Origin of the sequence: Streptococcus parasanguinis, assembly GCF_015556095.1 — a bacterium.
GTDB lineage: Bacteria > Bacillota > Bacilli > Lactobacillales > Streptococcaceae > Streptococcus > Streptococcus parasanguinis_Q.
On sequence record NZ_JADNLT010000003.1, the window covers coordinates 43,953 to 68,850 of the forward strand.

22 protein-coding genes, 1 pseudogene and 1 riboswitch are annotated in these 24,898 nt (G+C 40.8%); of the genes and pseudogenes, 20 read left to right on the forward strand and 3 right to left on the reverse strand.

Annotated elements, in window-relative coordinates; all coding sequences use genetic code 11:
• Nucleotides 1–192: 192 nt before the first annotated feature.
• From I2E70_RS04440 to rpsD, 8 genes are all read left to right on the forward strand, one after another.
• Nucleotides 193–2,172 carry a DHH family phosphoesterase gene (locus I2E70_RS04440; protein ID WP_195423615.1) on the forward strand — a complete coding sequence of 660 codons (1,980 nt, stop codon included), beginning with the start codon at nt 193–195 and terminating at the stop codon, nt 2,170–2,172.
• Complete coding sequence (gene rplI / locus I2E70_RS04445) at nt 2,169–2,621, forward strand: 50S ribosomal protein L9 (RefSeq protein ID WP_195327043.1); 453 nt, start codon at nt 2,169–2,171, stop codon at nt 2,619–2,621. Before I2E70_RS04440 ends, rplI begins: the two co-directional genes overlap by 4 nt.
• 25 nt (nt 2,622–2,646) lie before the next feature.
• A complete protein-coding gene (gene dnaB / locus I2E70_RS04450; protein WP_195423617.1) occupies nt 2,647–4,005 on the forward strand; it encodes a replicative DNA helicase in 1,359 nt (452 codons plus the stop codon).
• 1 nt (nt 4,006) lies between these two features.
• On the forward strand, nt 4,007–4,279 hold the full coding sequence (locus I2E70_RS04455) for a Veg family protein (protein WP_003009183.1): 273 nt from the start codon (nt 4,007–4,009) through the stop codon (nt 4,277–4,279).
• Between the two features lie 34 nt (nt 4,280–4,313).
• Nucleotides 4,314–4,415, forward strand: a riboswitch (TPP riboswitch).
• 74 nt (nt 4,416–4,489) lie between these two features.
• Nucleotides 4,490–5,248: an ABC transporter permease gene (locus I2E70_RS04460; RefSeq protein WP_021154138.1), complete on the forward strand. Its 759-nt coding sequence runs from the start codon at nt 4,490–4,492 to the stop codon at nt 5,246–5,248.
• 57 nt (nt 5,249–5,305) lie between these two features.
• On the forward strand, nt 5,306–6,301 hold the full coding sequence (locus tag I2E70_RS04465) for an ABC transporter substrate-binding protein (protein WP_195423619.1): 996 nt from the start codon (nt 5,306–5,308) through the stop codon (nt 6,299–6,301).
• A complete protein-coding gene (locus I2E70_RS04470; RefSeq protein WP_070505976.1) occupies nt 6,294–7,025 on the forward strand; it encodes an ABC transporter ATP-binding protein in 732 nt (243 codons plus the stop codon). Before I2E70_RS04465 ends, I2E70_RS04470 begins: the two co-directional genes overlap by 8 nt.
• A 205-nt stretch (nt 7,026–7,230) precedes the next feature.
• Nucleotides 7,231–7,842 (forward strand): 30S ribosomal protein S4, encoded by a 612-nt coding sequence (gene rpsD, locus I2E70_RS04475; protein WP_003002210.1) that lies wholly within the window; start codon nt 7,231–7,233, stop codon nt 7,840–7,842.
• 201 nt (nt 7,843–8,043) lie between these two features.
• Here rpsD and I2E70_RS04480 read toward each other — a convergent pair whose 3' ends face one another.
• The gene (locus tag I2E70_RS04480; RefSeq protein WP_003001962.1) at nt 8,044–8,577 is read right to left on the reverse strand and encodes a TetR/AcrR family transcriptional regulator; all 534 of its coding nucleotides are present in this window, start codon (nt 8,575–8,577) and stop codon (nt 8,044–8,046) included.
• Nucleotides 8,578–8,711: 134 nt separating this feature from the next.
• On the opposite strand from I2E70_RS04480, the gene I2E70_RS04485 reads away from it, so the two are divergent.
• On the forward strand, nt 8,712–11,507 hold the full coding sequence (locus tag I2E70_RS04485; protein WP_195423621.1) for a YhgE/Pip domain-containing protein: 2,796 nt from the start codon (nt 8,712–8,714) through the stop codon (nt 11,505–11,507).
• 86 nt (nt 11,508–11,593) lie between these two features.
• On the opposite strand, the gene I2E70_RS04490 is transcribed toward I2E70_RS04485, so the two are convergent.
• Together I2E70_RS04490 and I2E70_RS04495 are read right to left on the reverse strand one after the other, a co-directional pair.
• Nucleotides 11,594–12,277, reverse strand: a complete 684-nt coding sequence (locus I2E70_RS04490) for a DUF4947 domain-containing protein (protein ID WP_083280261.1) — start codon at nt 12,275–12,277, stop codon at nt 11,594–11,596.
• 89 nt (nt 12,278–12,366) lie between these two features.
• The gene (locus I2E70_RS04495) at nt 12,367–13,614 is read right to left on the reverse strand and encodes a carbohydrate-binding domain-containing protein (RefSeq protein WP_195423798.1); all 1,248 of its coding nucleotides are present in this window, start codon (nt 13,612–13,614) and stop codon (nt 12,367–12,369) included.
• Nucleotides 13,615–13,840: 226 nt separating this feature from the next.
• Between I2E70_RS04495 and I2E70_RS04500 the strand changes: the two are divergent.
• The 11 genes and pseudogenes from I2E70_RS04500 (at nt 13,841) to I2E70_RS04550 (ending at nt 24,889) form a co-directional block, all read left to right on the forward strand.
• A pseudogene (locus tag I2E70_RS04500) lies at nt 13,841–14,609 on the forward strand (polyphosphate polymerase domain-containing protein).
• On the forward strand, nt 14,602–15,285 hold the full coding sequence (locus I2E70_RS04505; RefSeq protein ID WP_195327040.1) for a DUF4956 domain-containing protein: 684 nt from the start codon (nt 14,602–14,604) through the stop codon (nt 15,283–15,285). The pseudogene I2E70_RS04500 and the gene I2E70_RS04505 overlap by 8 nt, the downstream one beginning before the upstream one ends.
• Before the next feature lie 366 nt (nt 15,286–15,651).
• Complete coding sequence (locus I2E70_RS04510; RefSeq protein ID WP_195327039.1) at nt 15,652–16,911, forward strand: S41 family peptidase; 1,260 nt, start codon at nt 15,652–15,654, stop codon at nt 16,909–16,911.
• A gap of 169 nt (nt 16,912–17,080) precedes the next feature.
• Nucleotides 17,081–17,209 (forward strand): teichoic acid D-Ala incorporation-associated protein DltX, encoded by a 129-nt coding sequence (locus I2E70_RS04515; protein ID WP_003002102.1) that lies wholly within the window; start codon nt 17,081–17,083, stop codon nt 17,207–17,209.
• 18 nt (nt 17,210–17,227) lie between these two features.
• Entirely contained in the window at nt 17,228–18,778 is a 1,551-nt protein-coding gene (dltA, locus tag I2E70_RS04520) for a D-alanine--poly(phosphoribitol) ligase subunit DltA (protein ID WP_195412189.1), read from the forward strand.
• A complete protein-coding gene (dltB, locus tag I2E70_RS04525) occupies nt 18,775–20,028 on the forward strand; it encodes a D-alanyl-lipoteichoic acid biosynthesis protein DltB (RefSeq protein ID WP_195423623.1) in 1,254 nt (417 codons plus the stop codon). The genes dltA and dltB overlap by 4 nt, the downstream gene beginning before the upstream one ends.
• A 15-nt stretch (nt 20,029–20,043) precedes the next feature.
• Nucleotides 20,044–20,283 carry a D-alanine--poly(phosphoribitol) ligase subunit DltC gene (gene dltC / locus I2E70_RS04530; RefSeq protein WP_003002265.1) on the forward strand — a complete coding sequence of 80 codons (240 nt, stop codon included), beginning with the start codon at nt 20,044–20,046 and terminating at the stop codon, nt 20,281–20,283.
• Nucleotides 20,276–21,544, forward strand: coding sequence for a D-alanyl-lipoteichoic acid biosynthesis protein DltD (gene dltD, locus I2E70_RS04535; RefSeq protein WP_195412190.1), 1,269 nt, complete (start codon nt 20,276–20,278; stop codon nt 21,542–21,544). Before dltC ends, dltD begins: the two co-directional genes overlap by 8 nt.
• A gap of 251 nt (nt 21,545–21,795) precedes the next feature.
• Nucleotides 21,796–22,020, forward strand: coding sequence for a hypothetical protein (locus I2E70_RS04540; protein ID WP_021154124.1), 225 nt, complete (start codon nt 21,796–21,798; stop codon nt 22,018–22,020).
• Between the two features lie 97 nt (nt 22,021–22,117).
• A complete protein-coding gene (gene aspS / locus I2E70_RS04545) occupies nt 22,118–23,872 on the forward strand; it encodes an aspartate--tRNA ligase (protein ID WP_195423625.1) in 1,755 nt (584 codons plus the stop codon).
• Nucleotides 23,873–23,947: 75 nt separating this feature from the next.
• Nucleotides 23,948–24,889, forward strand: a complete 942-nt coding sequence (locus tag I2E70_RS04550) for a YitT family protein (RefSeq protein ID WP_195423627.1) — start codon at nt 23,948–23,950, stop codon at nt 24,887–24,889.
• Nucleotides 24,890–24,898: the final 9 nt, after the last annotated feature.

A 24,898-nucleotide genomic window follows, 5' to 3' on the forward strand; every position in this document is an offset into this window, starting at 1 on the left:
AATGGGGCTGAGATGATGTTTCAGCCTCAATTTTATGGATTGAAATTTGTTGTTACTGTTTACATAGTTGTAAACGTTGTTTACAAAGTAGTGAAGCGGAGGAAGAGCTTTTTACTGGTCGATCTTCTCTGTAATATAGAGAGAAACCTCGCTTTTTACCTCTATTTATGGTATAATTCCGAGAAGAGGTTTATGATGAAAAAATTTCGTTTATCGTTCATCCATTATGTGTTAATTGGTTTTATTTCATTTGCAATTTTAGCAATTTTTTTAAGAATCTTTGGCAAAGGCTATGTAACTCTCATTGCAATTTTTTTAGTCTTAGCTGGATTGATTGCTTTATTTGAATACCAGTTACAAATTTCAGAGTTAGATGAATTAGAACAAATACAATATGTTAACCATCAGGCAGAAAGCGGATTAGCATCCCTCCTTGATAAAATGCCTGTTGGAGTTATCAAAATTAATGAAGAGTCAAATGAAGTAGAGTGGTTCAACCCTTATGCTGAATTGATTTTTTCAACAGATGATGGGGACTTTGATGTTGAATCATTGAAAAAGTTACTCAATACTTTGTTTGAGGATAAAGGACATTATGTCACTGTAGCCGATAAGAAATATTCTGTTTACTTTGATCAGACGTCTAGTGTTGTTTACTTTTTTGATGTTTCAAGTGAGTATGAAGCAACTGTGGGATTGGTGACAACTCGTCCCGTTATCGGTATTATTTCTGTTGATAACTATGATGATCTAGAAGATGTCATTTCAGACTCTGATATTAGCAATATCAATAGTTTTATTGCCAACTTTGTAGAAGAGTTTACAGCTCATTACCATATGTTTTACAGACGTGTGGGGATGGATCGTTTCTATTTGTTTACAGACTACACGGTCTTAGAACAATTGATGGAATCAAAATTTTCAGTCATCGATCAATTCCGTGAAGAAGCTAAAAATCGTGAGCTACCTATTACCTTAAGTATGGGATTCTCGTACGGTGACGGGAAGCATGATGAGATTGGTAAAGGGGCTCTCTTGAACCTAAACCTTGCAGAAGTTCGTGGTGGGGATCAAGCGGTTGTCAAGGAAAATGATGAACAGAAAAACCCTATTTTCTTTGGTGGGGGAACAGCTTCGGCTGTGAAGCGGACTCGGACTCGCACACGCGCTATGATGACAGCTATTTCAGATAAGATTAAATCCGTTGATCAAGTCTTCATTGTTGGACATAGAAACTTGGATATGGATGCTTTAGGAGCGTCTGTGGGAATGCAGTTTTTCTCTAGCAATATTTTGGCCTCCTCTTATGTGGTCTATGACCCGCATGCAATGGCTAGTGATATTTCAAGAGCGATTGCGAAACTAGAAGAAGAGCAGGTAACGAAAATCCTTACCCTAGAGGAAGCCATGCAAATGGTGACGGATCGCTCTTTGTTAATTATGGTTGACCATTCTAAGACAGCTTTGACCCTTTCTAAAGAATTTTATCAGGAATTTCAACAGATTATTGTCATTGACCATCACCGTCGGGACGATGATTTCCCTGAAAATGTTCTGATCACCTATATTGAAAGTGGAGCAAGTAGTGCGAGCGAATTGGTTAGTGAGCTTATTCAGTTCCAGAAGTCGAAGAAAAATCGGTTAACGAAGATTCAAGCTAGTGTCTTGATGGCTGGGATCATGCTGGATACTAAGAACTTCTCCACACGTGTTACAAGTCGGACCTTTGATGTGGCGAGTTACCTTCGTTCAAGAGGTAGTGATAGTGTAGCCATCCAGGAGATCTCTGCAATTCAGTTTGACGAGTACCGCGAAGTGAACGAACTGATCTTGACTGGTGAAAAGATTTTGCCGCATATCATCGTAGCTTGTGCCAATACGACTAAAGCCTATGATTCAGTAACCATTAGTAAGGCTGCTGATAGTATGCTGGCCATGTCTGAGGTGGAAGCAACCTTTGTCATTGCTTGTAATCAAAGTGGAACTGTCTCGATTTCTGCACGAAGTCGAAGCAAAGTCAATGTACAGCGTATCATGGAACAGCTTGGCGGGGGAGGTCATTTCAATTCGGCAGCCTCTCAAATTGAGGGTCAAGATTTGATGAGTATTCGTCAACAACTGATTGAGACTATTGAAAACGAAGTAACTATTGAAAAGGAGAATGTAGAATGAAAGTTATTTTCTTAGCGGATGTAAAAGGTAAAGGTAAAAAAGGCGAAATTAAAGAAGTGTCTACTGGTTATGCACAAAACTTTTTGATCAAGAAAAATCTTGCGAAAGAAGCCAATGCCCAAGCAATCGGTGAACTTCGTGGAAAGCAAAAGTCAGAAGAAAAAGCGCATGCTGAATTATTAGCGGAAGCGCAAAAGATTAAAGCAAAATTAGAAGAAGAAGCAACTGTTGTTCAATTCACGGAAAAAATTGGGCCAGATGGCCGTACTTTCGGCTCTATTACCAATAAAAAGATTGCAGAAGAGCTTGAGAAACAATTTGGCATTAAAATTGATAAACGTCATATCCAAGTTTCCTCTCCAATTCGTTCAACAGGTTTGATTGACGTCCCTGTAAAAATTTATCAAGATGTTACAGGTGTGATTAATATTCGTGTAAACGAAGGGTAAACACGATCGATAGAAAGGTTTTTTTATGGCTGAGATAGAGGAATTACGAACACAACCTCAAGATATCCAAGCGGAGCAATCAGTGTTGGGAGCCATCTTTATTGATGAGGGGAAATTGGTCTTTGTTCGTGAATATATCGAGCCTGGCGATTTCTTTAAGTACTCGCACCGTTTGATTTTTAAAGCCATGATCGATCTAGCTGACCGCGGGGATGCGATTGATGCGACGACTGTTCGAAATATTTTAGATAGTCAGGGGGATCTCCAAAATATTGGCGGTCTCTCCTATTTGGTAGAAGTCATTAATTCGGTACCAACTTCAGCTAACGCGGAGTATTACGCGAAGATTGTTGCCGAAAAAGCTGTCTTACGTCGATTGATCTCTCGATTAACGGAAAGTATTAATCAAGCTTATGATGGTGCAAGTCCTTCAGATGAAATCATTGCGGGTGCTGAAAAAGCTCTGATTGATGTTAGTGAAAACGCAAATCGTAGTGGATTTAAAAATATTCGAGACATCTTGAATATAAATTTTGGTAGCTTAGAAGCCCGCTCGCTTCAAACCTCTGATATTACGGGTATTGCGACAGGCTATCGCGATTTGGACCATATGACGACAGGGCTACATGAGGAAGAGTTGATTATTTTAGCGGCTCGTCCTGCAGTAGGGAAAACAGCCTTTGCTCTAAATATTGCTCAAAATATCGGGACAAAGTTGGATAAGACAGTAGCTATTTTCTCATTAGAAATGGGTGCTGAAAGCTTGGTTGACCGGATGTTAGCAGCTGAAGGCTTGATTGAATCCCATTCGATTCGTACAGGTCAATTGACGGATGAAGAGTGGCGAAAATATGCCATTGCTCAAGGGAATTTGACCAATGCGAGTATTTACATCGATGATACTCCAGGGATTCGGATCACTGAGATTCGTTCGAGAGCAAGAAAATTAGCGCAGGAAACAGGCAATCTCGGTCTTATTCTGATTGACTACCTGCAGCTGATTACAGGGACTGGAAGAGAAAACCGTCAACAGGAAGTTTCAGAAATTTCTCGTCAGTTAAAGATTTTGGCTAAGGAACTAAAAGTTCCCGTTATTGCTTTGAGTCAGCTATCACGTGGTGTGGAACAGCGCCAAGACAAACGTCCTGTTCTTTCTGATATTCGTGAATCTGGATCGATTGAGCAGGATGCGGATATTGTTGCTTTCTTGTACCGTGATGATTATTATGATCGAGCTGGTGAAGAGGAAGAAGATGGAATGCCTAATAATACGGTTGAAGTGATTATCGAGAAAAACCGTTCAGGTGCGCGTGGGACAGTCGAATTAATATTCCAAAAGGAATACAATAAATTCTCAAGTATTTCAAAGAGAGAGGATCAATAAGATGAGTGATGCATTTACAGATGTTGCAAAAATGAAAAAAATTAAAGAAGAGATCAAGGCTCATGAAGGACAAGTGGTTGAAATGACGCTTGAAAATGGACGGAAACGTCAAAAAAATAAATTTGGACGCTTGATTGAGGTCTATCCTTCTTTATTTATTATCGAGTATACGAACGACAACAGCTTACCAGGTGAACCAGCCAATACATACGTGGAGTCTTACACCTATTCAGATATTTTAACAGAGAAGAATTTAATTCGTTATTTGGATTAATTTCTTGCTTTTATCGTCTAAATCAGTTATTATAATAAATACATATGGGAGTCTGTGTACAGTCTGAGAGGAAGTGTAAGCTTCGACCGCACCTGATCTGGGTAATGCCAGCGTAGGAAACAAATGAAATGTATTTTTCGTTATGAGTGACCTTGTGCAATCCGTCTCCTATTTTGGAGGCGTTTTTTATTTGTGAGAAAGGAGGTTACGATGTCTCTTGTAAAAAGATATTCAAAACAATTGATAGGATTTGCAGGTTTTAGCAGTCTTCTTGTCTTATGGCAGTTAGCAGGATTTTTAAATATCCTCCCCAAATTTGTATTACCAACGCCACTTGAAATTGGGAATGCCTTTGTACGAGATCGAGCTCTCCTGATTCATCACAGTTTGTCTACCCTTCAAGTGGCCTTGATTGGACTTGTTATAGGGGTTCTTCTTGCTGCTGGATTTGCGATTCTCATGGATAGTTTTCAATGGGTGAATGATCTGGTCTATCCTTTTATGGTTGTTATTCAAACCATTCCGACGATTGCCTTGGCCCCTATCCTGGTTCTTTGGTTTGGTTATGGTATGCTTCCAAAACTGGTTTTGATCATTATTACGGTGGTATTTCCCATCGTAGTCAGTCTGTTAGATGGTTTTCGGCATTGCGATCAAGATATTCTGAGATTGTTTCAGATTATGCAAGCCAATCGCTTTCAGACCTTAGCTCATTATAAAATTCCTGCAGCGCTTCCTTATTTTTTTGCAGGTTTACGTGTGAGCGTTTCCTATGCTTTTATCAGTACGGTAGTTTCAGAATGGTTAGGAGGTTTTGATGGATTGGGGGTCTATATGATCCAATCGAAGAAGTTATTTCAGTATGATACGATGTTTGCGATCATTGTATTGATTTCTGCTATTAGTTTACTCGGTATGTTTCTCGTTGACCAATTAGAACGAACCATTCTAAAATGGAAAAAGGATTGACAAACTTGTAAATGGTGTAAAAATTAAATTGACAAAAATGTAAAAGAGGTATAGCTAATGAAAAAGTCAATAGGTTTATTTTTCTCAATAATATTGGGATTTGTTTTCTTGAGTGCTTGTCAAAATTCTGTCAAGCAATCGTCAAGTGGTTTGAAAAAGATTGATTTTATTCTAGATTGGACCCCGAATACCAATCATACGGGTCTCTATGTAGCAAAGGAAAAAGGGTATTTTAAAGATGCAGGACTGGATGTAGATATAAAACTTCCGCCGGAAGACAGTAGTTCTGATTTGATTATTAATGGGAAAGCTCCATTTGGTATTTATTTCCAAGATTCTATGGCCAAGAAATTGGATAAAGGTGCGGGGATTACCGCTGTTGCAGCTATCGTCGAACACAATACGTCAGGGATTATTTCAAGAAAAGATGCAGCGATCACAAGTCCAAAAGATTTGGTTGGTAAGAAGTATGGTACCTGGAATGATCCGATTGAGTTGGAAATGATCAAATCGATGATGAAAAAAGATGGGGCTGATTTTAATCAAGTAAAATTGGTTCCAAATAGTGATTCAAATTCCATTACTCCGATTGAAAATAAGGTCTTTGATGCTGCTTGGATTTATCACGGTTGGGATGGAATTTTGGCTGAGCAAAAGGGAATGAAGACCAATTTCTTCTATATGAAAGATTTTGTTCCTGCATTTGACTACTATTCGCCTGTTATTATTGCTAACAATGACTATTTGAAGTCTCATAAAGAGGAAGCAAAGAAATTCATTCAAGCGGTGAAAAAAGGCTACCAATATGCTATAGAGCATCCAGAAGAAGCAGCAGATATCTTGATTAAACAGGCCCCTGCTTTGGCTAACCAGCGTGATTTTGTACTAGCTTCTCAAAAATATCTTTCCAGTCAATATGCTTCAGACAAGGATAAATGGGGGCAGTTTGACTCCAAGCGTTGGAATGCTTTTTATGCTTGGGCAAAAGAGCAAGGATTGGTTTCAAATGACTTAGAAGACAAAGGTTTTACAAATGAATTGGTAGGTGACTGATATTTTAACCGTAAAAGATGTAAGTTTCTCTTTTGGAGATAAAGCAGTTTTAAACAATGTATCACTAGAAGTGCAAAAAGGAGAAATCGTCTCTATTCTAGGTCCAAGTGGGGTAGGGAAATCAACCTTGTTTAATTTAATTGCTGGGATCTTTCCCTTACAAAAGGGCGCTATAGAAGTAGATGATGCCCCGATCTCCTTTGGAAAAGTCAGCTATATGCTACAAAAGGATCTTTTGTTAGAACATAAGACAGTATTGGGAAATATTATTCTTCCCCTTCAATTAAAAAAGATTCCTAAGGAAGAGGCAACATCTACAGCTCTAAAATTGTTAGATGAATTTAAATTGGGAAGTATTGCCAACCTTTATCCCAATGCCCTGAGTGGGGGGATGCGGCAACGGGTGGCGCTATTGAGAACCTATCTTCTGGGTCATTCTGTCTTCCTATTAGATGAAGCTTTTAGTGCCTTAGATGAATTGACAAGGCAGGATCTTTATCACTGGTATCTAGACAGTAAGGAACGTCTTGGTCTCACCACTCTAGTGATCACTCATAGTATCGAAGAAGCTTTGACATTGAGTGACCGGATCTATATCTTAAATCATAATCCCGGTGAAATTATTGCAGATCTTCCTTTAAAATGGGATCCAGCAACGGATAGAGACTGGCAACAATTGCAATATAAAAAACGAATCATAGAATTATTGTCTGAATTTCATTGAAATTGTTTTGAAGGACTTTACAAAGTTTCTATTCCGTGATAGAATAGAATTTGTGCGAAATGACAGCAGGACAAAATGAAGCTCGTCAACAGGAAGTCAGCTAGAAAAGTAACCTTTGCTGTTTGGGCGAAGGCTTTCTGAACGAATCAGGTTTGTCTAAAACGTTATTTCCTACAAAAATTATTTTTATAGGAGGACATTTCAAATGTCACGTTATACAGGACCATCTTGGAAACAATCTCGCCGTCTTGGCTTGTCACTTACAGGTACAGGTAAAGAATTGGCACGTCGTAACTACGTACCAGGTCAACACGGACCAAACAACCGTTCAAAATTGTCAGAATACGGTTTGCAATTAGCTGAAAAACAAAAACTTCGTTTCTCTTACGGACTTGGTGAAAAACAATTCCGTAACTTGTTCGTACAAGCTACTAAAGTTAAAGAAGGAACTGTCGGTTTCAACTTCATGCTTCTTTTAGAACGTCGTTTGGATAACGTTGTTTACCGTCTTGGACTTGCGACTACTCGTCGTCAAGCTCGTCAATTCGTTAACCACGGTCACATCCTTGTTGACGGAAAACGCGTTGATATCCCTTCATACCGCGTAACTCCAGGTCAAGTGATCTCAGTTCGCGAAAAATCAGCTAAGGTTCCAGCTATCCTTGAAGCTGTTGAAGCTACAGTTGGACGTCCAGCATTCGTATCATTCGATGCTGACAAACTTGAAGGTTCATTGACTCGCCTTCCAGAACGTGATGAAATCAACCCAGAAATCAACGAAGCACTTGTCGTTGAATTCTATAACAAGATGCTTTAATTTTAAGATATACCTTACAGAAAGCCTACAACAGTGGGCTTTTTGTTTTGTCTTAAAGGGTTGATTTTTGGGTTTGCTCCCCTTTTTGCTCACTTACAAGTTTTCTAAACCTGTTTCATTAAATGAGACAGGTTTTTGTCTTCTTAAAACCTAAACCTGCTAATAAAAAAACTCCTGATCTAGATCGATCAGAAGGGACTGTTACCGTAGCATTTTCATTAAAAACTCAGCCATTTGTTGAGGGCTTTCTTTTTTTCCGCGCGAAACCCACATTTGACAGACTCCGAAGAAGGCATTGGTCAGATAGACAGAACTGTAGACTCTTTCAATATCTGTTAATGATTTATGACTATAGCGCTCTTGCAAACTATCAACCAGAAGAATCTGCAATTTATGTCGTAAGAAGGTTTGGATCTCCTTGGTTCCATTCTCTGTCAGAAGAACCGCAAAGAGTGGTTCCTTGGTTAGAAATTCGAACACTTCTGTAATCGCTTGGCGCTTGTCATCTTGGTGTTTATCAAAGATATATTCAAGCTTGTGAAAGAGTGCTTGTTGGTAGCGCTCGATCATGTCATACTTGTCTCGATAGTGGGTATAAAAGCTAGAGCGACTAATGCCGGATTCTTGTGCTAACTCAACCGTTGTGATTTGATCAAATGATTCCTTTTCGAGTAGTCGAACCATCGCCTCCTCAATATTTCTTTTTGTTTTTAATCGTTTATTGCTCTCAGTCATCTGTTAATCCTTTTTGCACAAAATTATACACAGTGTCTAAAAAACAAGATTTCCTACTTGTGAAAATTTCTAGAAACTGTATAATCTATTATATCAGAAATTTAGACAATGTGTATAAAAAGGAGACAAAAAATATGATGAAAGAATGGAAGGCTATTCTTAAAAAGCCAACATTTATCATTGTCATGATTGGAGTTGCTTTGATTCCAGCTCTTTATAATATTATTTTTCTATCTTCCATGTGGGATCCATACGGCCAAGTTTCGGATCTTCCTGTAGCGGTTGTCAATAAGGATCAATCTGCTACATATAATGGACAAAAGATGGAAATTGGAAAAGACATGGTGTCCAATTTGAAGGACAATGACTCACTTGATTTTCATTTTGTAGATGAGAAAGCTGCGAAAGATGGTCTAAAAAATGGCGATTATTATATGATTGTAACCCTGCCTGAGGATCTTTCAAAAAAAGCTAGCTCCATTTTAACCAATCATCCGGAACAGATGACCATTGATTACCAAACGTCCAGTGGTCATAGTTTTATCGCAGGGAAAATGAGCGACACTGCGATGACAAAAATGAAGCAGTCAGTGGCTGAAAAAGTGACCAATACTTATACAACAGCTTTATTTTCCAAAATGGGATCGCTTAAAACTGGTATGGGGACAGCGGCAGATGGAAGTGCTAAATTAGCAGATGGTGCAAGTAAATTGGAAGATGGTGGTCAAACACTATCTACTAATTTGAATACATTGGCTCGTTCAAGCTTAGCATTTTCAGATGGTGCAACTACTCTTCGTACAGGTCTAGCGGCTTATACAGATGGTGTTGGTCAATTAGGAAATGGTCTCAATCAAATGGCTGGTCAACTTCCAAACTTGGTATCTGGCGTCAATCAATTAAATAATGGGTTTGGTACTTTTAATACAGGCTTGATGGCCTACGCTACCGGAGTGGATCGATTAGGAAATGGTCTCAATCAAATGGCGAGTCAAACCCCTCAGTTGGCTTCAGGAGTTGGTCAATTAACCAGTGGTATGGGGACCCTCAATGATGGTCTTGGGAATTATACCAATGGCGTGCGTCAATTGAATTCAGGCCTATCTAACTTTTCAAATGGTTTAGCAACCTATACCAATGGGGTTGCATCATTATCAGAAGGAGCGGGTCAATTAAGTAGTCAATCCGCTACTCTTCGAAATGGGGTTTCTCAATTAGAATCAGGTATTCAAACATTATCAAGCCAGCTACAAGCTTCTACAAGTCAATCCGCTCAGATTGATCAATTGGCAGCTGGTTTAAACCAATTAAATGCAGCGATTCAAAATGCTACAGTAGATACCAGTCAACTTTCGTCTGGATTGACGAGTATTGCGAATTCAGCTCAATCAATCCTTGCTTCAGCCCAAGCGGATCGTGCAAATGCCCTTGCAAGTGTGCAAGGGACAGCAGCCTATCAAGCAATGACAGCTGACCAACAAGCGGAAATCAATGCGGCGATCTCATCGAGCCCAAGCTCGAGTGAAACGGCGGCTCAAGGAATCTTGACTACGATTCAAACGATCCAAGGTAGTTTGAATACAGGGAATAGCTTGACACAACTGCAAACGGCAGCCAATCAAGTTTTACCGACAGCTTCTTCTACCTTGACAGACTTGTCAAGTGGCTTGTCTAAGATCCAATCCGCAGTTAGTGGACAATTGTTGCCAGCTAGTCAAACCATCAGTCAAGGGATCGGCGCTTATACAGCAGGTGTCGATAAAATCGCTAATGGAGCAACCCAACTTCAGACCAATAGCAGTACTTTAACAAATGGGGCTAGTCAGTTAGCAGCAGGTGTTGGCCAACTAGATAGTAAATCATCAGAATTACTTGCAGGAAGCAATCAATTAGCTTCTGGTCTAGGTGAGTTAAATGGGAAGATGCCTGCCTTGACATCAGGCATGAATCAACTGGCTTCAGGAGCAACCCAATTAACAGGTAAGTCGGGTGAATTGGTTGCCGGCGCTGGAAAATTAGCTGAAGGTGTAGGGCAATTAAACAGCAAGACTCCAGAGTTGGCAGGTGGTGTCAACAAACTTGTCACTGGTGTCAATCAGTTGACAGAAAAATCAGGTCAATTGGTGACTGGTGCTGATAAACTAGCCGACGGTGCAAATCAAATCTCGGATGGGTCCAGCAAATTAGCAGCAGGTGGCCAAACATTGACAAATGGTTTAGGTGAATTAGCAACAGGAAGCCAAACCTTGAGTCAAGGATTAAACGATGCTAAGGGACAATTGAATGTGGCTACAACTGAAAAAGAAAACGCTAAAACCTTAGCAGATCCTGTCACTTTGTCTAAAACAGACCGTGACAATGTCCCGGTGAATGGTGTCGGAATGGCTCCTTATATGATCTCTGTAGCACTCTTTGTTTGTGCCTTGTCAACCAATATGATCTTTGCAAAATTGCCATCCGGTCGTCATCCTGAAAGTCGCTGGGCATGGTTTAAATCTCGCTTTGAGGTCAACGGAACGATTGCGGTGATTGCAGGAGTCTTGGTCTATGGTGCCGTTCACTTGATTGGTTTATCAGCTAATCATGAGATGGCTACGCTCTTCCTTTGTGTGATTGGTAGTGTGGCCTTCATGTCTATCGTGACTGCTTTGACAACATGGCAAAGAAAGATCGGTGCTTTCCTTTCCTTGATCCTCTTGCTCTTGCAATTGGCTTCTAGTGCAGGAACCTATCCTCTTGCTTTGACAAATGGCTTTTTCCAAGCCATTCATCCATTCTTGCCAATGAGCTATACCGTTTCTGGTCTTCGTCAAACGATTTCGATGACAGGAGAAATTGGAAATCAAGTGGCCTTCCTTCTGATGACTATTGCTCTTTTTGCAGGGCTAGGAATGTGGTTCTATAATCCAAAACAATATGAAGAGGACTAATCTTCGGGAACTCCCAACAGAATGTGTTGGGAGTTTTTTGTTTCATGTGAAACAAAAATTCTCGCTTGTCTAAGCGAGAATGTAAATTATTTAAAGAAGACGACATCAGGATTTGGAGTAATATAGAGAAGTTGGTCGTTGTCAAAGACCAGTTGGATAGTGTTGTTTTTATAGGTGTAAATGGTGTAGTTTACTCCGAATTTAGAAGCTTGTTTGAGATCAACAGCTCCCATCAAAAAGGCGTGAGCTTGTTCCCCTGTGATTTTTCCCTCGTGGTAGAGCCCCTTAATATTTTCTAATTCGGTATTTTCAAAAGATTCGGCAATATAAGCAGGGTCTGTTATTTGTTTTTCAGGACTTCCAAGAATTGTTTGGACAAGAGCGGTGGTATATCCTTCATAATCCGGCGTCTGTGCAAAAATTTTATCGTCATTTCTAGAGTAGGCTACTTTTAAGTTCCCTGTCGCATAAATTTTATCTTTGGGTGCTTCTTGAGCATTTTTAGGGAGTCCTTCGGTCGTGACGATGTCAGAAGAGGGCTGTGTAGTGGTTGAAGGAGAGCTAGAGGAGTTGCTTGAGCTATTTGAACTAGTTGAACGAATCGGGTGGCTAGAACGACTCGAGCTACTTTTTTTAAAGGTTTTCTTTTTTGAGCTGGTAGTAGTGGGTACTTTTTTAAAGTTGATCTTAAGGTCCGGCACACAGGCTGATAGAAAAAGAAGAGACAGCAACAGTGTGAAGAAAAGAGGGAGTGTTTGTTTTTTCATCATGTTCCTTTCGATAAGCTGATTGATTTTCTATTCTATCATAAAAAAGGCAACAAAAAAAGGTCAGGAAGAAATCCTGCCTTTGTTTGTTATTATTGATGCCCGCCTCCAGGTCCACCGCCTTGAGGTCCGCCAACTCCGGGAGCCCCACCGCCTCCAGGCATGGAGTTGACAATTTCCGTTTGTTTTTCACCGTTGATATAGATGTCTCCACCAGTGTAGGTAGCAGTACCATCAAAGTCGAATCCAGATTGACCCGTTAATTTAATGGTTCCTCCGGTAACGGTGATGTTTCCATTCGAATCGATTGGATCGGTATCCCCTTGGCCAACTTCAACGTTGAGGGTTCCACCGTTCATGGTGAAGAAAATTTCATCTTGGTTGGCATTGGCATTAGCCGCATTGACCCCGTCATCGGTTGCATAGATGGTGATATCTCCACCGTTAATGGTGATCGATTTTCCTTCGAGACCTTCGACAGACTCGGTTACCTTATAGGTTCCGCTATCGATGATCAGATCTCCAGAAGAATGGATGCCATCGTCTCCGGCTGATATGGTCATGGTATTGTCAGACAGATACATGGTTCCAACAGATGTATCTTCATCATTATCCACCTTGACTGCATCTTCATCTGCATCGATGGTCATGGTCGTACCAGTGATATTGAGTTCATCATTGACGTTGAAGGCATCTCCAACAGCCGTGATCTTATAGGTTCCACCTGTGATGTGGAGGGTATCATTGGCCTTGATCCCGTTGTTCTTCTTGGCATCAATGTTGAGCGTACCTGAACCATTGATGGTGAGATCTCCTTTAGAGAAGATGACCGCATCGGCATCTTCATCATTGTTTGAACTTGAATCAGATAGGGTATTGGTCGTGCCCTCTGCTAAAGTCAGGTAAACATGCCCCGCTTTCGTAGCAGAAATTGGCGCGTTGGTGTTGGTCATGGTAACCCCTTTTAAGATGATATGAACATCATCTGACTCACCTGCTTCGACCTTGATTTGAACCCCGTCGGATTCACCAGAGATGACATAGGTTCCAGCCTTTGAGATGGTCACAGTGGATCCAGATACAGCTACGCCGTCACCTGATACACTTGCAGAAGATCCAGATAGTTTTACAGTAGAGGCTTTGCTTTCATCATAAGAGCTGTCCTTGTCCTTATCTGTAAAATAGTTGGAATTGTTTGTTTTATTTTTTGAAGTAGAAGTAGCAGTTGTTTGTGCAGTATTGCTTTTTGTAGCTGATTGAGATGACGCTTGGGTACAAGCTGTCAGTAAGGTGAGGGTAGCGGCCCCCGTTAATAAGAATTTCCATTTGTTTGATTTCATGAGCTTTTCCTCTCGTTCCATTGATATGCTCCTAGTCTAAAGTTGCTAGCTGAAAGTTTCCTAAAGTTTTTCTGAAAGGAACCTTAACTTTGGTTTTCTTTAAGTTTGGCTTAATGAAAGCTTAAGAAAAGGCCACTAAACTAAGGAACAAGTAAAGCGACTTGTGGCTTTGCAACAAAAACGATAAAGAAAATGACAGCTTATTATAGAACAAAAGGAGAAAAACATGAAAAAAACGGTAGAGACAAGCTTCAAGCGGATTGAAACCAAATATGTGGTGAATAAAGAAGACTTGGATGACTTATTGAAAGATTTGAAGAAATATGTGGTTGAAGATGATTATCCCATCTCCACGATTTCGAATGTCTATTTTGATACCGAAGACTTCGATGTGATCCAAGATGCCCTTGCTAAACAGAACCGTCGTGAAAAGATCCGGATGCGGACCTATATAGAGCATCCAACAGTAGATAGTCCGGCTTTTCTAGAAGTAAAATCAAAGGATGCAGAAGGAATTGGTCCTGGTCTCGAACCCCTCCTCTATTACCCGCCTCATGACGGATGGACTAGTGGATCAGACCATTCAGGATCTGGACTTGGTGCAAAAAATCCAAGCTCTGCGTCAGCGCTATGATCACCGACTACAGCCTCAGATGTACATCTATTATGATCGTTTGTCCTTAAAAGAAAAGAAGAGCATCCAAGGCTATCCTTACAATAAGATTCGGGTCACCCTGGATCAAAACTTGGTCTATCGTGATCAGCAGGTCAGTCTCCTTCGTGGGAAAGCTGGAGAGCCTTTATTAGAAGAAAATACCATCATTATGGAAATCAAGGCCCCAGGTGAAGAACCTCAGTGGCTGAAGGACATTCTGGATAAGTACGGACTGGTCAAACAGAAATTTTCGAAATACAGTTGTGCCTACCATAAGTCACAAGGCTTAGATTATGCACCAACGCCAATTCAAGAAAGGACGGGTGCTGCCTATGTCTAATCTATTTGATTCTATTTTTAACAATGCTACGGCAACCGTAGATCCGGTGCGCCTGATGCTGGCCTTAGTCGTCAGCCTGGTGCTCGGGATGGCCCTGTCTTGGACCTACAAATACCGTACCCTCTATACGCGTGAATTTATCGTCAGTCTCACCTTGCTTCCCTGCATGATGACCCTGGTGATTTTCCTGGTGAACGGGAGTCTGGGGACCTCGATCGCAGTAGCAGGGACCTTTAGCTTGATTCGTTTCAGGTCTGCTACCAGCGGATCGAGAGAATTGATCGCGATTTTCCTAGCCATGATCATTGGTTTGGCGGCGGGATCGGGTTACCTCTTATTGGCGGTTTTGTTTACGGCCTTTCTGTTAGCTATCTGGCTCTTGCTCGAAACCAAGCAAAGTAAGACTGACCACCAACGGCGCCGTCACCTGACGATTCAAGTAGAAAATCAAGAACGGATTGCCGACAAGATCAGCCGTCTGCTGGATCGCAATTGTACAGAAGTCGACTTGATTTCGGTCAATACAAGCCAAAATGGGGAACAGATTACCTTGGATTATGAAGTAGATCTGAGACCAGAAGTTGACGATTTTGCCATGACGACCCTCCTAACAGAAGAAATTTATCATTGCGATGTCTCCTTGACCAAGAAGGCTAAGAAAAGAAAGAATTTATAGACGCTATCCTCTTTTAGGATAGCTTCAGATTGAAGATAAAGTCTTTGAAAAACTTTCCTTAGGTGAGTACGGACGTCAGCGAACTTCTTCAAAGTTCCATGACTAATTATTGAGCCTAAGGTCTCAATAATTCCGAGTGCCTGAAACATTTGTGTTTCAGGCACTTTTCTCACAGCGGAAGTTTTTTGATCTTCTTAAATAACTAAAAAATAAAAGTCATTTTTTGGTAATCATCTAACTGTTTTATGTAAAACAATAGTTTGTTTCCATTCTAACACTATCCTCCTTTAGGATAGCTTTTTAGGCTTTTAAGAACTTTTTAAGGAAAAGTGGTATACTGTTTCTAAAAAATTGAAGGAGTCCTGCATGAGAAAAAGAGCTATTTTTGAAGATGTCGTCTCTATTATGACTCACGATTCATCTACCATCAAAGACCAAAGAGGGTGCGATCCCGAGCCTTTTCGAGAAAAAATTACAGATGATATGACAGATGATGCCTTTCTTTATCAAGTCAGGTCCTACCTAGCTAGTTTTGGGGTGATCGGGCATGTTTCCTTTGGAAAGAAAAAGGCCCCCAACAAAGGTTTTTTGTTGCGCTCGACAGACGACGGTCTCTTTGTAGAAGGGGCAAATGAAGATACGGGACTTCAAGTAGGAGATCAGATCTTAGCTTTGGATGGAAGTGACTTGGAGCAGGTAGCGTCTCTTCATAAGGACTATTTTATCAGTAAGACCCCTGAAAGACACTACCGAGAATGGGCGGATTTGGTCTCTCAGTCCACAAGGGTCACCCTGCTTCGGGAAGGGGTAGAAAAGACCATTGAAGTAGTGCCCAGTCGAGAACCAATCCAAGATCAGATTTTTTGGAAACGATTAGACGATGAGATTCTTTATCTTCGTCTGGATAATTTTATGGATGAAGGAGCCATTGGTCGGGTATATCAAGAGTGTTTACCGATGATGACGGAGGTCAAGTTTCTTCTCATTGATGTCCGACAGAACGGCGGAGGGACAGATTCTTTATATATCCCTCTATTACATCTAGGTTTAGAAAAGGATCAGGGCTATGATTCGCTTGACGGGGACGATGATGGTATGGAAATTCTCTATACGGAACGCAATGTTGATCTGCGCTTGAAAGATTTTGAGGACTGGATGCAACAGGAAGAAATTAGTCCTGAAACAGTTAAGCTGCTTGAAGATATGAAAAAGGATTTGCTCCGCCATCGAGGCAAAGGTTATGTACTGTATCAGCAAGAAAGCGAGGAATTCTTCCCAGAGGTTAAAGGTGGCCACTATCCTGAACGGATCTTTGTCTTATCAGATATCTATTGCGGTTCTTCTGGCGATAACTTTGTTCAGATGATGAAGCAGTTTAAGAAGGTAACGGTGGTAGGTAGACCGACTCTCGGAATTTTAGACTATTCCAATTGTTGTACCGTTGATTATGGCGATTATCAATTGATGTTTCCTACTTCTCGTTGTCTATGCGTAGATCAAGGTAAAGGAATGACGGATCAAGGTGTTCTACCCGATATAGAGATTCCTTGGACACCTAGCCATTTCGAGAGAGATGTGGATCTGGACAAGTGTCTGGAGTTGATTCATCAGGGGACTGTGAAATAGAATAGGATTTCAACCAGAAAACTGATTAAAGAAAAATGCTTTCGTTAAACGACTTGAATGATCTGAAATGATAACGTTTTCTACGACATTCTCACTATGTTTAAAATTGCTTACTTGGTATAAAAAATGGTAAAATAGTGAGTAACAATCAAAATGAAGAGTGAAACTTATGAAACATAAAACACTTTATAAATTTATCGGGCAGACGGTCTTGTATTTCGCCATTTTCCTAGCCCTACTTTATTTCTTTAGTTACCTTGGTCAAGGTCAGGGTGGCTTTATCTACAACGAATTTTAGAAAAGGAGACTCCTAGCCGTGTCAAACCAACCAATTACTGATATGATCGAGACAATTGAACGTTATGCGCAACTACAACCAGACTATCCGGTTTACAATGTCCTTGGTGAGGAGCATACCTATGGCCAATTGAAGGCAGACTCAGATAGCTTAGCAGCCCACATTGACCAAATGGGACTTCCTGAAAAGTCACCTGTTGTGGTCTTTGGTGGTCAAGAATATGAAATGTTGGCAACCTTTGTGGCCTTGACCAAATCTGGCCATGCTTATATCCCAATTGATAGCCATTCTGCCTTGGAGCGCGTGTCTGCCATTCTTGAAGTGGCTGAGCCAAGCCTGATCATTGCCATCAATGAGTTTCCAATCGAAAACCCAGCTGCTCCAATCATGTCCTTGGAGCAAGTGCGTGAAGCTTATGCGGCTCAGAATGCTTATGATTTGCAACATCCTGTCAAAGGGGATGATAACTACTACATCATCTTTACCTCTGGAACAACTGGAAAACCAAAAGGGGTGCAAATTTCGCATGATAACTTGCTCAGCTTTACTAACTGGATGATCACAGACAAGGAATTTGCGACGCCAGAGCGTCCGCAAATGTTGGCGCAACCGCCCTATTCTTTTGACTTGTCTGTCATGTATTGGGCACCAACCTTGGCTCTTGGTGGAACCCTTTTCGCCCTTCCATCAGCCATCACTCAAGACTTCAAACAACTCTTTGCGACCATTTTTTCTCTTCCGATTGCGATCTGGACTTCGACGCCATCTTTTGCAGATATGGCCATGCTGTCTGAAGATTTCAATGCCGAAAAGATGCCAGGCATCACCCATTTCTACTTTGATGGAGAAGAGTTGACCGTGAAAACGGCTCAGAAATTGCGCGAGCGTTTCCCAAATGCACGCATCATCAATGCTTATGGGCCAACGGAAGCAACCGTTGCTTTGTCGGCAGTGGCTATCACAGATGAGATGCTAGCGACTCTTAAACGCTTGCCAATCGGCTATACCAAAGAAGATTCTCCAACCTTTATCATTGATGAGGAAGGGAACAAATTGCCAAATGGAGAGCAAGGGGAAATCATCGTATCTGGACCAGCTGTTTCAAAAGGTTATATGAATAATCCAGAGAAAACAGCAGAAGCCTTCTTCGAATTTGAAGGTCTTCCAGCCTACCATACAGGAGATGTCGGAACCATGACGGATGAAGGTCTCCTTCTCTATGGTGGACGGATGGACTTCCAAATTAAGTTTAACGGTTATCGTATCGAGCTAGAGGATGTCTCTCAAAACTTGAATAAATCGAAGTATATTGACTCAGCAGTCGCAGTACCGCGTTATAATAAAGATCACAAGGTCCAAAATCTCTTGGCCTATGTCATCTTAAAAGAGGGCGTCAAAGAACAATTTGAGCGCGAAATTGATATCACGAAAGCCATTAAGGAAGATTTAGAAAACATCATGATGTCTTATATGATGCCTTCAAAATTCCTTTACCGTGACAGCCTGCCATTAACACCAAACGGGAAAATCGACATCAAAGGGTTGATTAGCGAGGTTAACAACCGATGATCGAGTTTTTGAAACAGCTCCCTCATTTAGAACACTATGGAACACCGATCTATTTTATCTACCTCATTCTAGCTTTTTTGCCGATCTTTGTGGGCCTCTTTTTCAAAAAGAGATTTCCGGTATATGAAGGACTTGTGAGTCTGATCTTTATCATTTTGATGCTGACAGGTTCGAATCTTAAGCAAATTTATGCCCTGCTCTTTTACGTAGTCTGGCAAATCTTGATTGTGTATTCCTACAAGATTTATCGTCAGAAAGCGGACAATAAGTGGATTTTCTATCTTCATTCCTTCTTGTCTGTCTTGCCCCTGATCTTTGTTAAGGTGGAGCCAGCGATCAAGAATGGGCACCAATCTTTGTTTGGATTTTTAGGGATTTCGTATTTAACTTTCCGGGCTGTCGGAATGATCATCGAAATGCGAGATGGTGTCTTGAAAGAATTCACACTCTGGGAATTCTTACGCTTTATGCTCTTTATGCCGACCTTCTCAAGTGGGCCGATTGATCGTTTCAAGCGTTTTAATGAGGATTATAAAGCCATTCCTGAGCGTGAAGAATTATTGGATATGTTGGAGCAAGCTGTTAAGTATATCATGTATGGCTTCCTTTACAAATTTATCCTAGCTCATATTTTTGGCCACTTATTGTTAGGTCATGTGCAGACCTATGCCTTGTCTCAAGGTGGATTCTTCAATATCGGAACGCTGGGAGTCATGTATGTTTATGGCTTTGACCTTTTCTTTGACTTTGCGGGCTATTCGATGTTTGCTTTAGCAGCTTCCAATCTGATGGGAATTAAAAGTCCCATCAACTTTGATTGTCCCTTTAAATCACGTGACTTAAAGGAATTCTGGAATCGCTGGCATATGAGTTTATCTTTCTGGTTCCGTGATTTTGTCTTTATGCGTCTCGTAATGGTACTGATGCGCAATAAAGTGTTCAAGAGCCGGATTACCACCTCAAATGTTGCCTACATTATCAATATGTTGGTCATGGGCTTCTGGCACGGGGTGACTTGGTACTACATCGCTTATGGGCTCTTCCATGGGCTTGGACTGGTCATCAATGATGCTTGGATTCGTAAGAAAAAGACCATCAATAAAGAAAGAAAAGCAAAAGGATTGGATCCTATACCGGACAATCGTTGGACCAAAGCTTTAGGGATCTTTATCACCTTTAACACAGTGATGCTGTCCTTCCTGATTTTCTCAGGATTCTTGGATCAACAATGGTTTCCAAAATTGAAATAAAAGGAGAATAGAAAAATGGATGTAAAATCACAAGTAATTGAAATTATTGACGAATTGTTTATGGAAGATGTCTCAGACATGATGGATGAGGATCTCTTTGATGCGGGTGTCCTTGATAGTATGGGAACAGTCGAATTGATTGTGGAACTGGAAAATCGCTTTGGAATCCGTGTTCCTGTATCTGAATTTGGACGCGATGATTGGAATACTGCTAACAAGATCGTAGAAGGTGTAACGGAGCTTCAGAATGCTTAAGCGTTTGTGGCTGATTTTAGGGCCCGTATTTTGCGCGCTCCTCATGGTAGCAGCTTTATTATTCTTTTATCCAATCAATCATAAGCACAACTATACTGAAGAGAAAAAAGCTGCGGTTAGTCTGAATGCAGAAGGCTTCAAGAGTCGTACAAAGAAGCAAGAAGCACTTTCGGATCCACAGCATCGCTTTGTTCCTTATTTCGGCTCAAGTGAATGGTTGCGTTTTGATGTGGTGCATCCAGCAGTTTTGGCTGAAAAATATGACCGCAATTACAGACCCTACTTTTTAGGAGAACGTGGTGCGGCTTCTTTGAACCAGTATTTTGGGATGCAACAGATTTTGCCAGAACTCAAGGACAATACAGCTGTTTATGTAGTTTCTCCGCAATGGTTCACTAAGAAGGGCTATGATTCCTCTGCCTTTCAACAATTCTTTAATAGCGATCAGTTGAATAGCTTTATTGCAAATCACCAACAGGATGCTGCATCCCAGTATGCTGCAAAGCGTCTGTTACAACAGTATCCAAATGTCGCCTTTCAAAGTGTTGTAACGAAAATTTCTCAAGGAAAGAAAATTTCCAGATTTGATCAGTCTTTGAACCAGCTTGTTTCCCACCTTGTCCAACGCGAAGATGCTTTGTTTAGTAATCTTGCAACGCGTACAAACGGGAATTACGATAAGAAGGTCAAAAAACGTCTACAAGATTTACCAGATCAATTCTCATATGAGAAATTGGAAGAAATTGCAACGGCTGAAGCAAAAGTCAAAACCAATAACAACGACCTTGGGATCAGCAATCATTTTTACAATACCCGTTTAAAAATGAAGTTGATGAAACTAAAAGGTTTCCAAAAAAACGAATCCTATGTTCAATCTCCAGAGTACAATGACTTGCAATTGGTTCTAGACCAGTTTGCTAAATCTCGGACCAATGTTATCTTTGTCATTCCTCCAGTTAATGCCAAATGGATGAAATACACAGGCTTGAGCCAAGACATGTATGAACAGGCTGTTCAAAAGATTCGTTACCAATTGGAAAGTCAAGGTTTTACTAATATTGCAGACTTTTCTAAAGATGGTGATCAGTCCTATTTTATGGAAGACACGATTCATATGGGATGGAATGGTTGGCTAGCCTTTGATAAAGCGGTCAATCCCTTTGTCACAAAGGCTGAAAAAGCACCAACTTACCATCTAAATGATCGCTTCTTCAGTAAAGACTGGGCCCAATATAAAGGGACACCGGACGAATTTAAATAATGCTTGATCAAAGGGGGCAGGATCGAATCCTGGCTCCTTGATTTGTGAGGAAAGTGACGAGAAAGTCACAAATAAGCAAGAGAGTTATCCACAGGCTGTGGGAAACTTCCTTGTAAATGGATGAAAACAAGTCCTGGTGCTGATGACACTTCCTCTTTTGAGGGAGCAAAAGGTGAAAGTTATCCACATTTTTGTGGATAAGTGATAAAAAACAGTGGATAAGTCAGCTGGTTTGTGAAAAGGAGAATAGTGTGAAAAAAATTTGGTTTTACGCAATCGTTCAGGGAATTGTGATCTTTTTTATTGTGGGTGGCATGACCTATGTACTTAGGGGAGATTTCTTTTTCCGCTACCTATCCCCTATTTTTGGACTAGCAGCAGCTGTCTTACGATTTGGGACGGCGACTTTAATGAAGGTGCTAGCACCCACTCTCTACGATGATCCCAAAAAGAAAGAAGAGAGCCACGATAACTAAAGAAGTTGGTGACTGAAAAAGTTGAGCTAAAGGCCACTTTCTGCTGGTCTTTATGGTAAAATAGAAGGAAGAATATTAGTTTGGAGATTAATTAGAAATGAAACGTTCAATGTATGCTGGACGTGTTCGTGAAGAACACATTGGAACTCGTATTACCTTGAAAGGATGGGTTAGCCGTCGTCGTGACTTGGGTGGTTTGATCTTTATCGATCTACGCGACCGCGAAGGAATCATGCAATTGGTGATCAATCCAGAAACAGTTAGTGCAGAAGTAATGGCTACAGCTGAAAGCATCCGTAGTGAATATGTTGTAGAAGTGACAGGTCTTGTAGAAGCTCGTGAACAAGCTAATCCAAACTTGCCTACAGGAGCAGTAGAACTCAAAGTGGAAGCTATTACGGTTCTCAATACTGCAAAAACTACACCATTTGAAATCAAGGACGGAATTGAAGCCAATGATGATACCCGTCTTCGTTACCGCTACTTAGACCTTCGTCGTCCTGAGATGTTGGAAAACCTCAAACTCCGTGCAAAAGTAACCCATTCAATCCGCAATTACTTAGATGAATTAGAATTTATTGATGTGGAAACACCGTTTCTTTCTAAGTCAACTCCAGAAGGAGCACGTGACTACCTGGTTCCTTCCCGTGTCAATAAGGGTCATTTCTATGCCCTTCCTCAAAGTCCTCAAATTACAAAACAATTGTTGATGAATGCTGGATTTGATCGCTATTATCAAATCGTGAAGTGTTTCCGTGATGAGGATTTACGGGGAGACCGTCAACCTGAGTTTACACAAGTCGACTTGGAAACTTCTTTCTTGAGTGATCAAGAAATCCAGGATATCACAGAAGGCTTGATTGCACGTGTCATGAAAGAAACCAAGGGAATTGAAGTAACACTCCCATTCCAACGGATGAATTATGATGACGCTATGGCCTTGTATGGTTCAGATAAACCAGATACACGTTTTGAAATGTTGCTCCAAGACTTGACAGAGCTTGTCAAGGGTGTAGACTTCAAAGTCTTCTCAGAAGCTCCAGCAGTTAAGGCGATTGTTGTCAAAGGTGCAGCGGATCATTACTCTCGTAAAGACATCGATAAATTGACAGAAGTTGCGAAGCAATACGGTGCAAAAGGTCTTGCTTGGGTGAAATATGCTGAGGGTACTTTGAACGGTCCTGTTGCGAAGTTCTTGACAGACTTGACAAGTGACTTGACAGTTGCTTTACAGTTAGAAGACAAAGATCTAGTTCTCTTTGTAGCAGATACTCTTGAAGTAGCCAATGCAACGCTTGGTGCTTTGCGTGTTCGTCTTGCGAAAGAGCTTGACTTGATTGACAACAATCAATACAACTTCCTTTGGGTAGTGGATTGGCCAATGTTTGAATGGTCTGAAGAAGAAGGCCGTTATATGTCTGCTCACCATCCATTTACACTCCCACAAGCTGAAACAGAGCATGAATTGGAAGGCGATCTTTCAAAAGTTCGAGCAATTGCCTATGATATCGTCTTAAATGGCTATGAATTAGGTGGAGGAAGCCTACGGATTAATCATAAAGATTTACAAGAACGGATGTTTAAGGCACTTGGATTTACAAAAGAAGCTGCTAATGAACAATTTGGGTTCTTGTTGGAAGCAATGGATTACGGTTTCCCACCACATGGAGGATTGGCGATTGGCTTGGACCGCTTCGTGATGCTTCTTGCAGGTGAAGACAATATTCGGGAAGTCATTGCCTTTCCTAAGAATAACAAGGCGACAGATCCAATGACACAAGCTCCTTCTGTCGTTTCTGAAAAACAATTGGATGAGTTAAATCTTCAAGTAGAAGTAGCAGAGCAAGAATAGGACAAGAGAGAAAAGGGAAAGTCTAGGAATCAGTTGCTCTAAGATTTTCCTTTTCTTCTAATCGATGGATTGAAAATGAAAAATACTCGCTTTCATAAGCTATTTCGCTATCATGTGTGGCGACTAGCTTATAACATTAAATTATTGCGCGTGCTGAAGAGCATCTCCCGTGAGAAATACGATGAAAAAGTGTCAGCTTCCTTGCTGTATGGATTTCTATCAGCAATTGCTGTCAACTTCTTCTTTCAACCGGGCCATGTATACTCCAGTGGTGCAACAGGTCTAGCTCAGATTTTATCTGTTCTGAGTCATCGCTTTATAGGTTTTACGATTCCCGTTTCCTTGACCTTTTATGCTATTAATATTCCTCTAATGATTGTGGCTTGGTACCACATTGGACATAAATTTACCATCTTTACCTTTATTACGGTTTCGATGAGTTCCCTCTTTATTCAGTTTGTGCCAGTGGTTACTTTGACCAACGATCCGATTATGAATGCCCTGTTTGGTGGAGTTGTCATGGGGACAGGAATTGGTTTTGCCCTTCGGAATAACATTTCTAGTGGTGGAACGGATATTGTCAGTTTGACGATTCGAAAACGGACAGGAAAGAATGTCGGTAGCATCTCCTTTTTGGTCAATGGGACCATTATGTTGATTGCAGGTTTGACCTTTGGTTGGAAGTATGCTCTTTACTCTATGATTACCATCTTCGTATCGAGTCGAGTAACGGATGCTGTCTTTACCAAGCAAAAACGGATGCAGGCCATGATTGTAACGAGCCAGCCAGATGCTATTATTGAAAAGATTCATAAAAAATTGCATCGTGGAGCAACCATTATCCACAATGCAGAAGGAACCTATAACCATCAAGAAAAAGCGGTTCTGCTGACAGTTATTACGCGTGCAGAGTTTAATGAATTCAAATATATTATGAAAAAAGCTGATCCTCAGGCTTTTATCACCATTTCAGAAAACGTTCATATCATTGGACGCTTTGTGGAAACAGAAGAATAAAAATAAGGT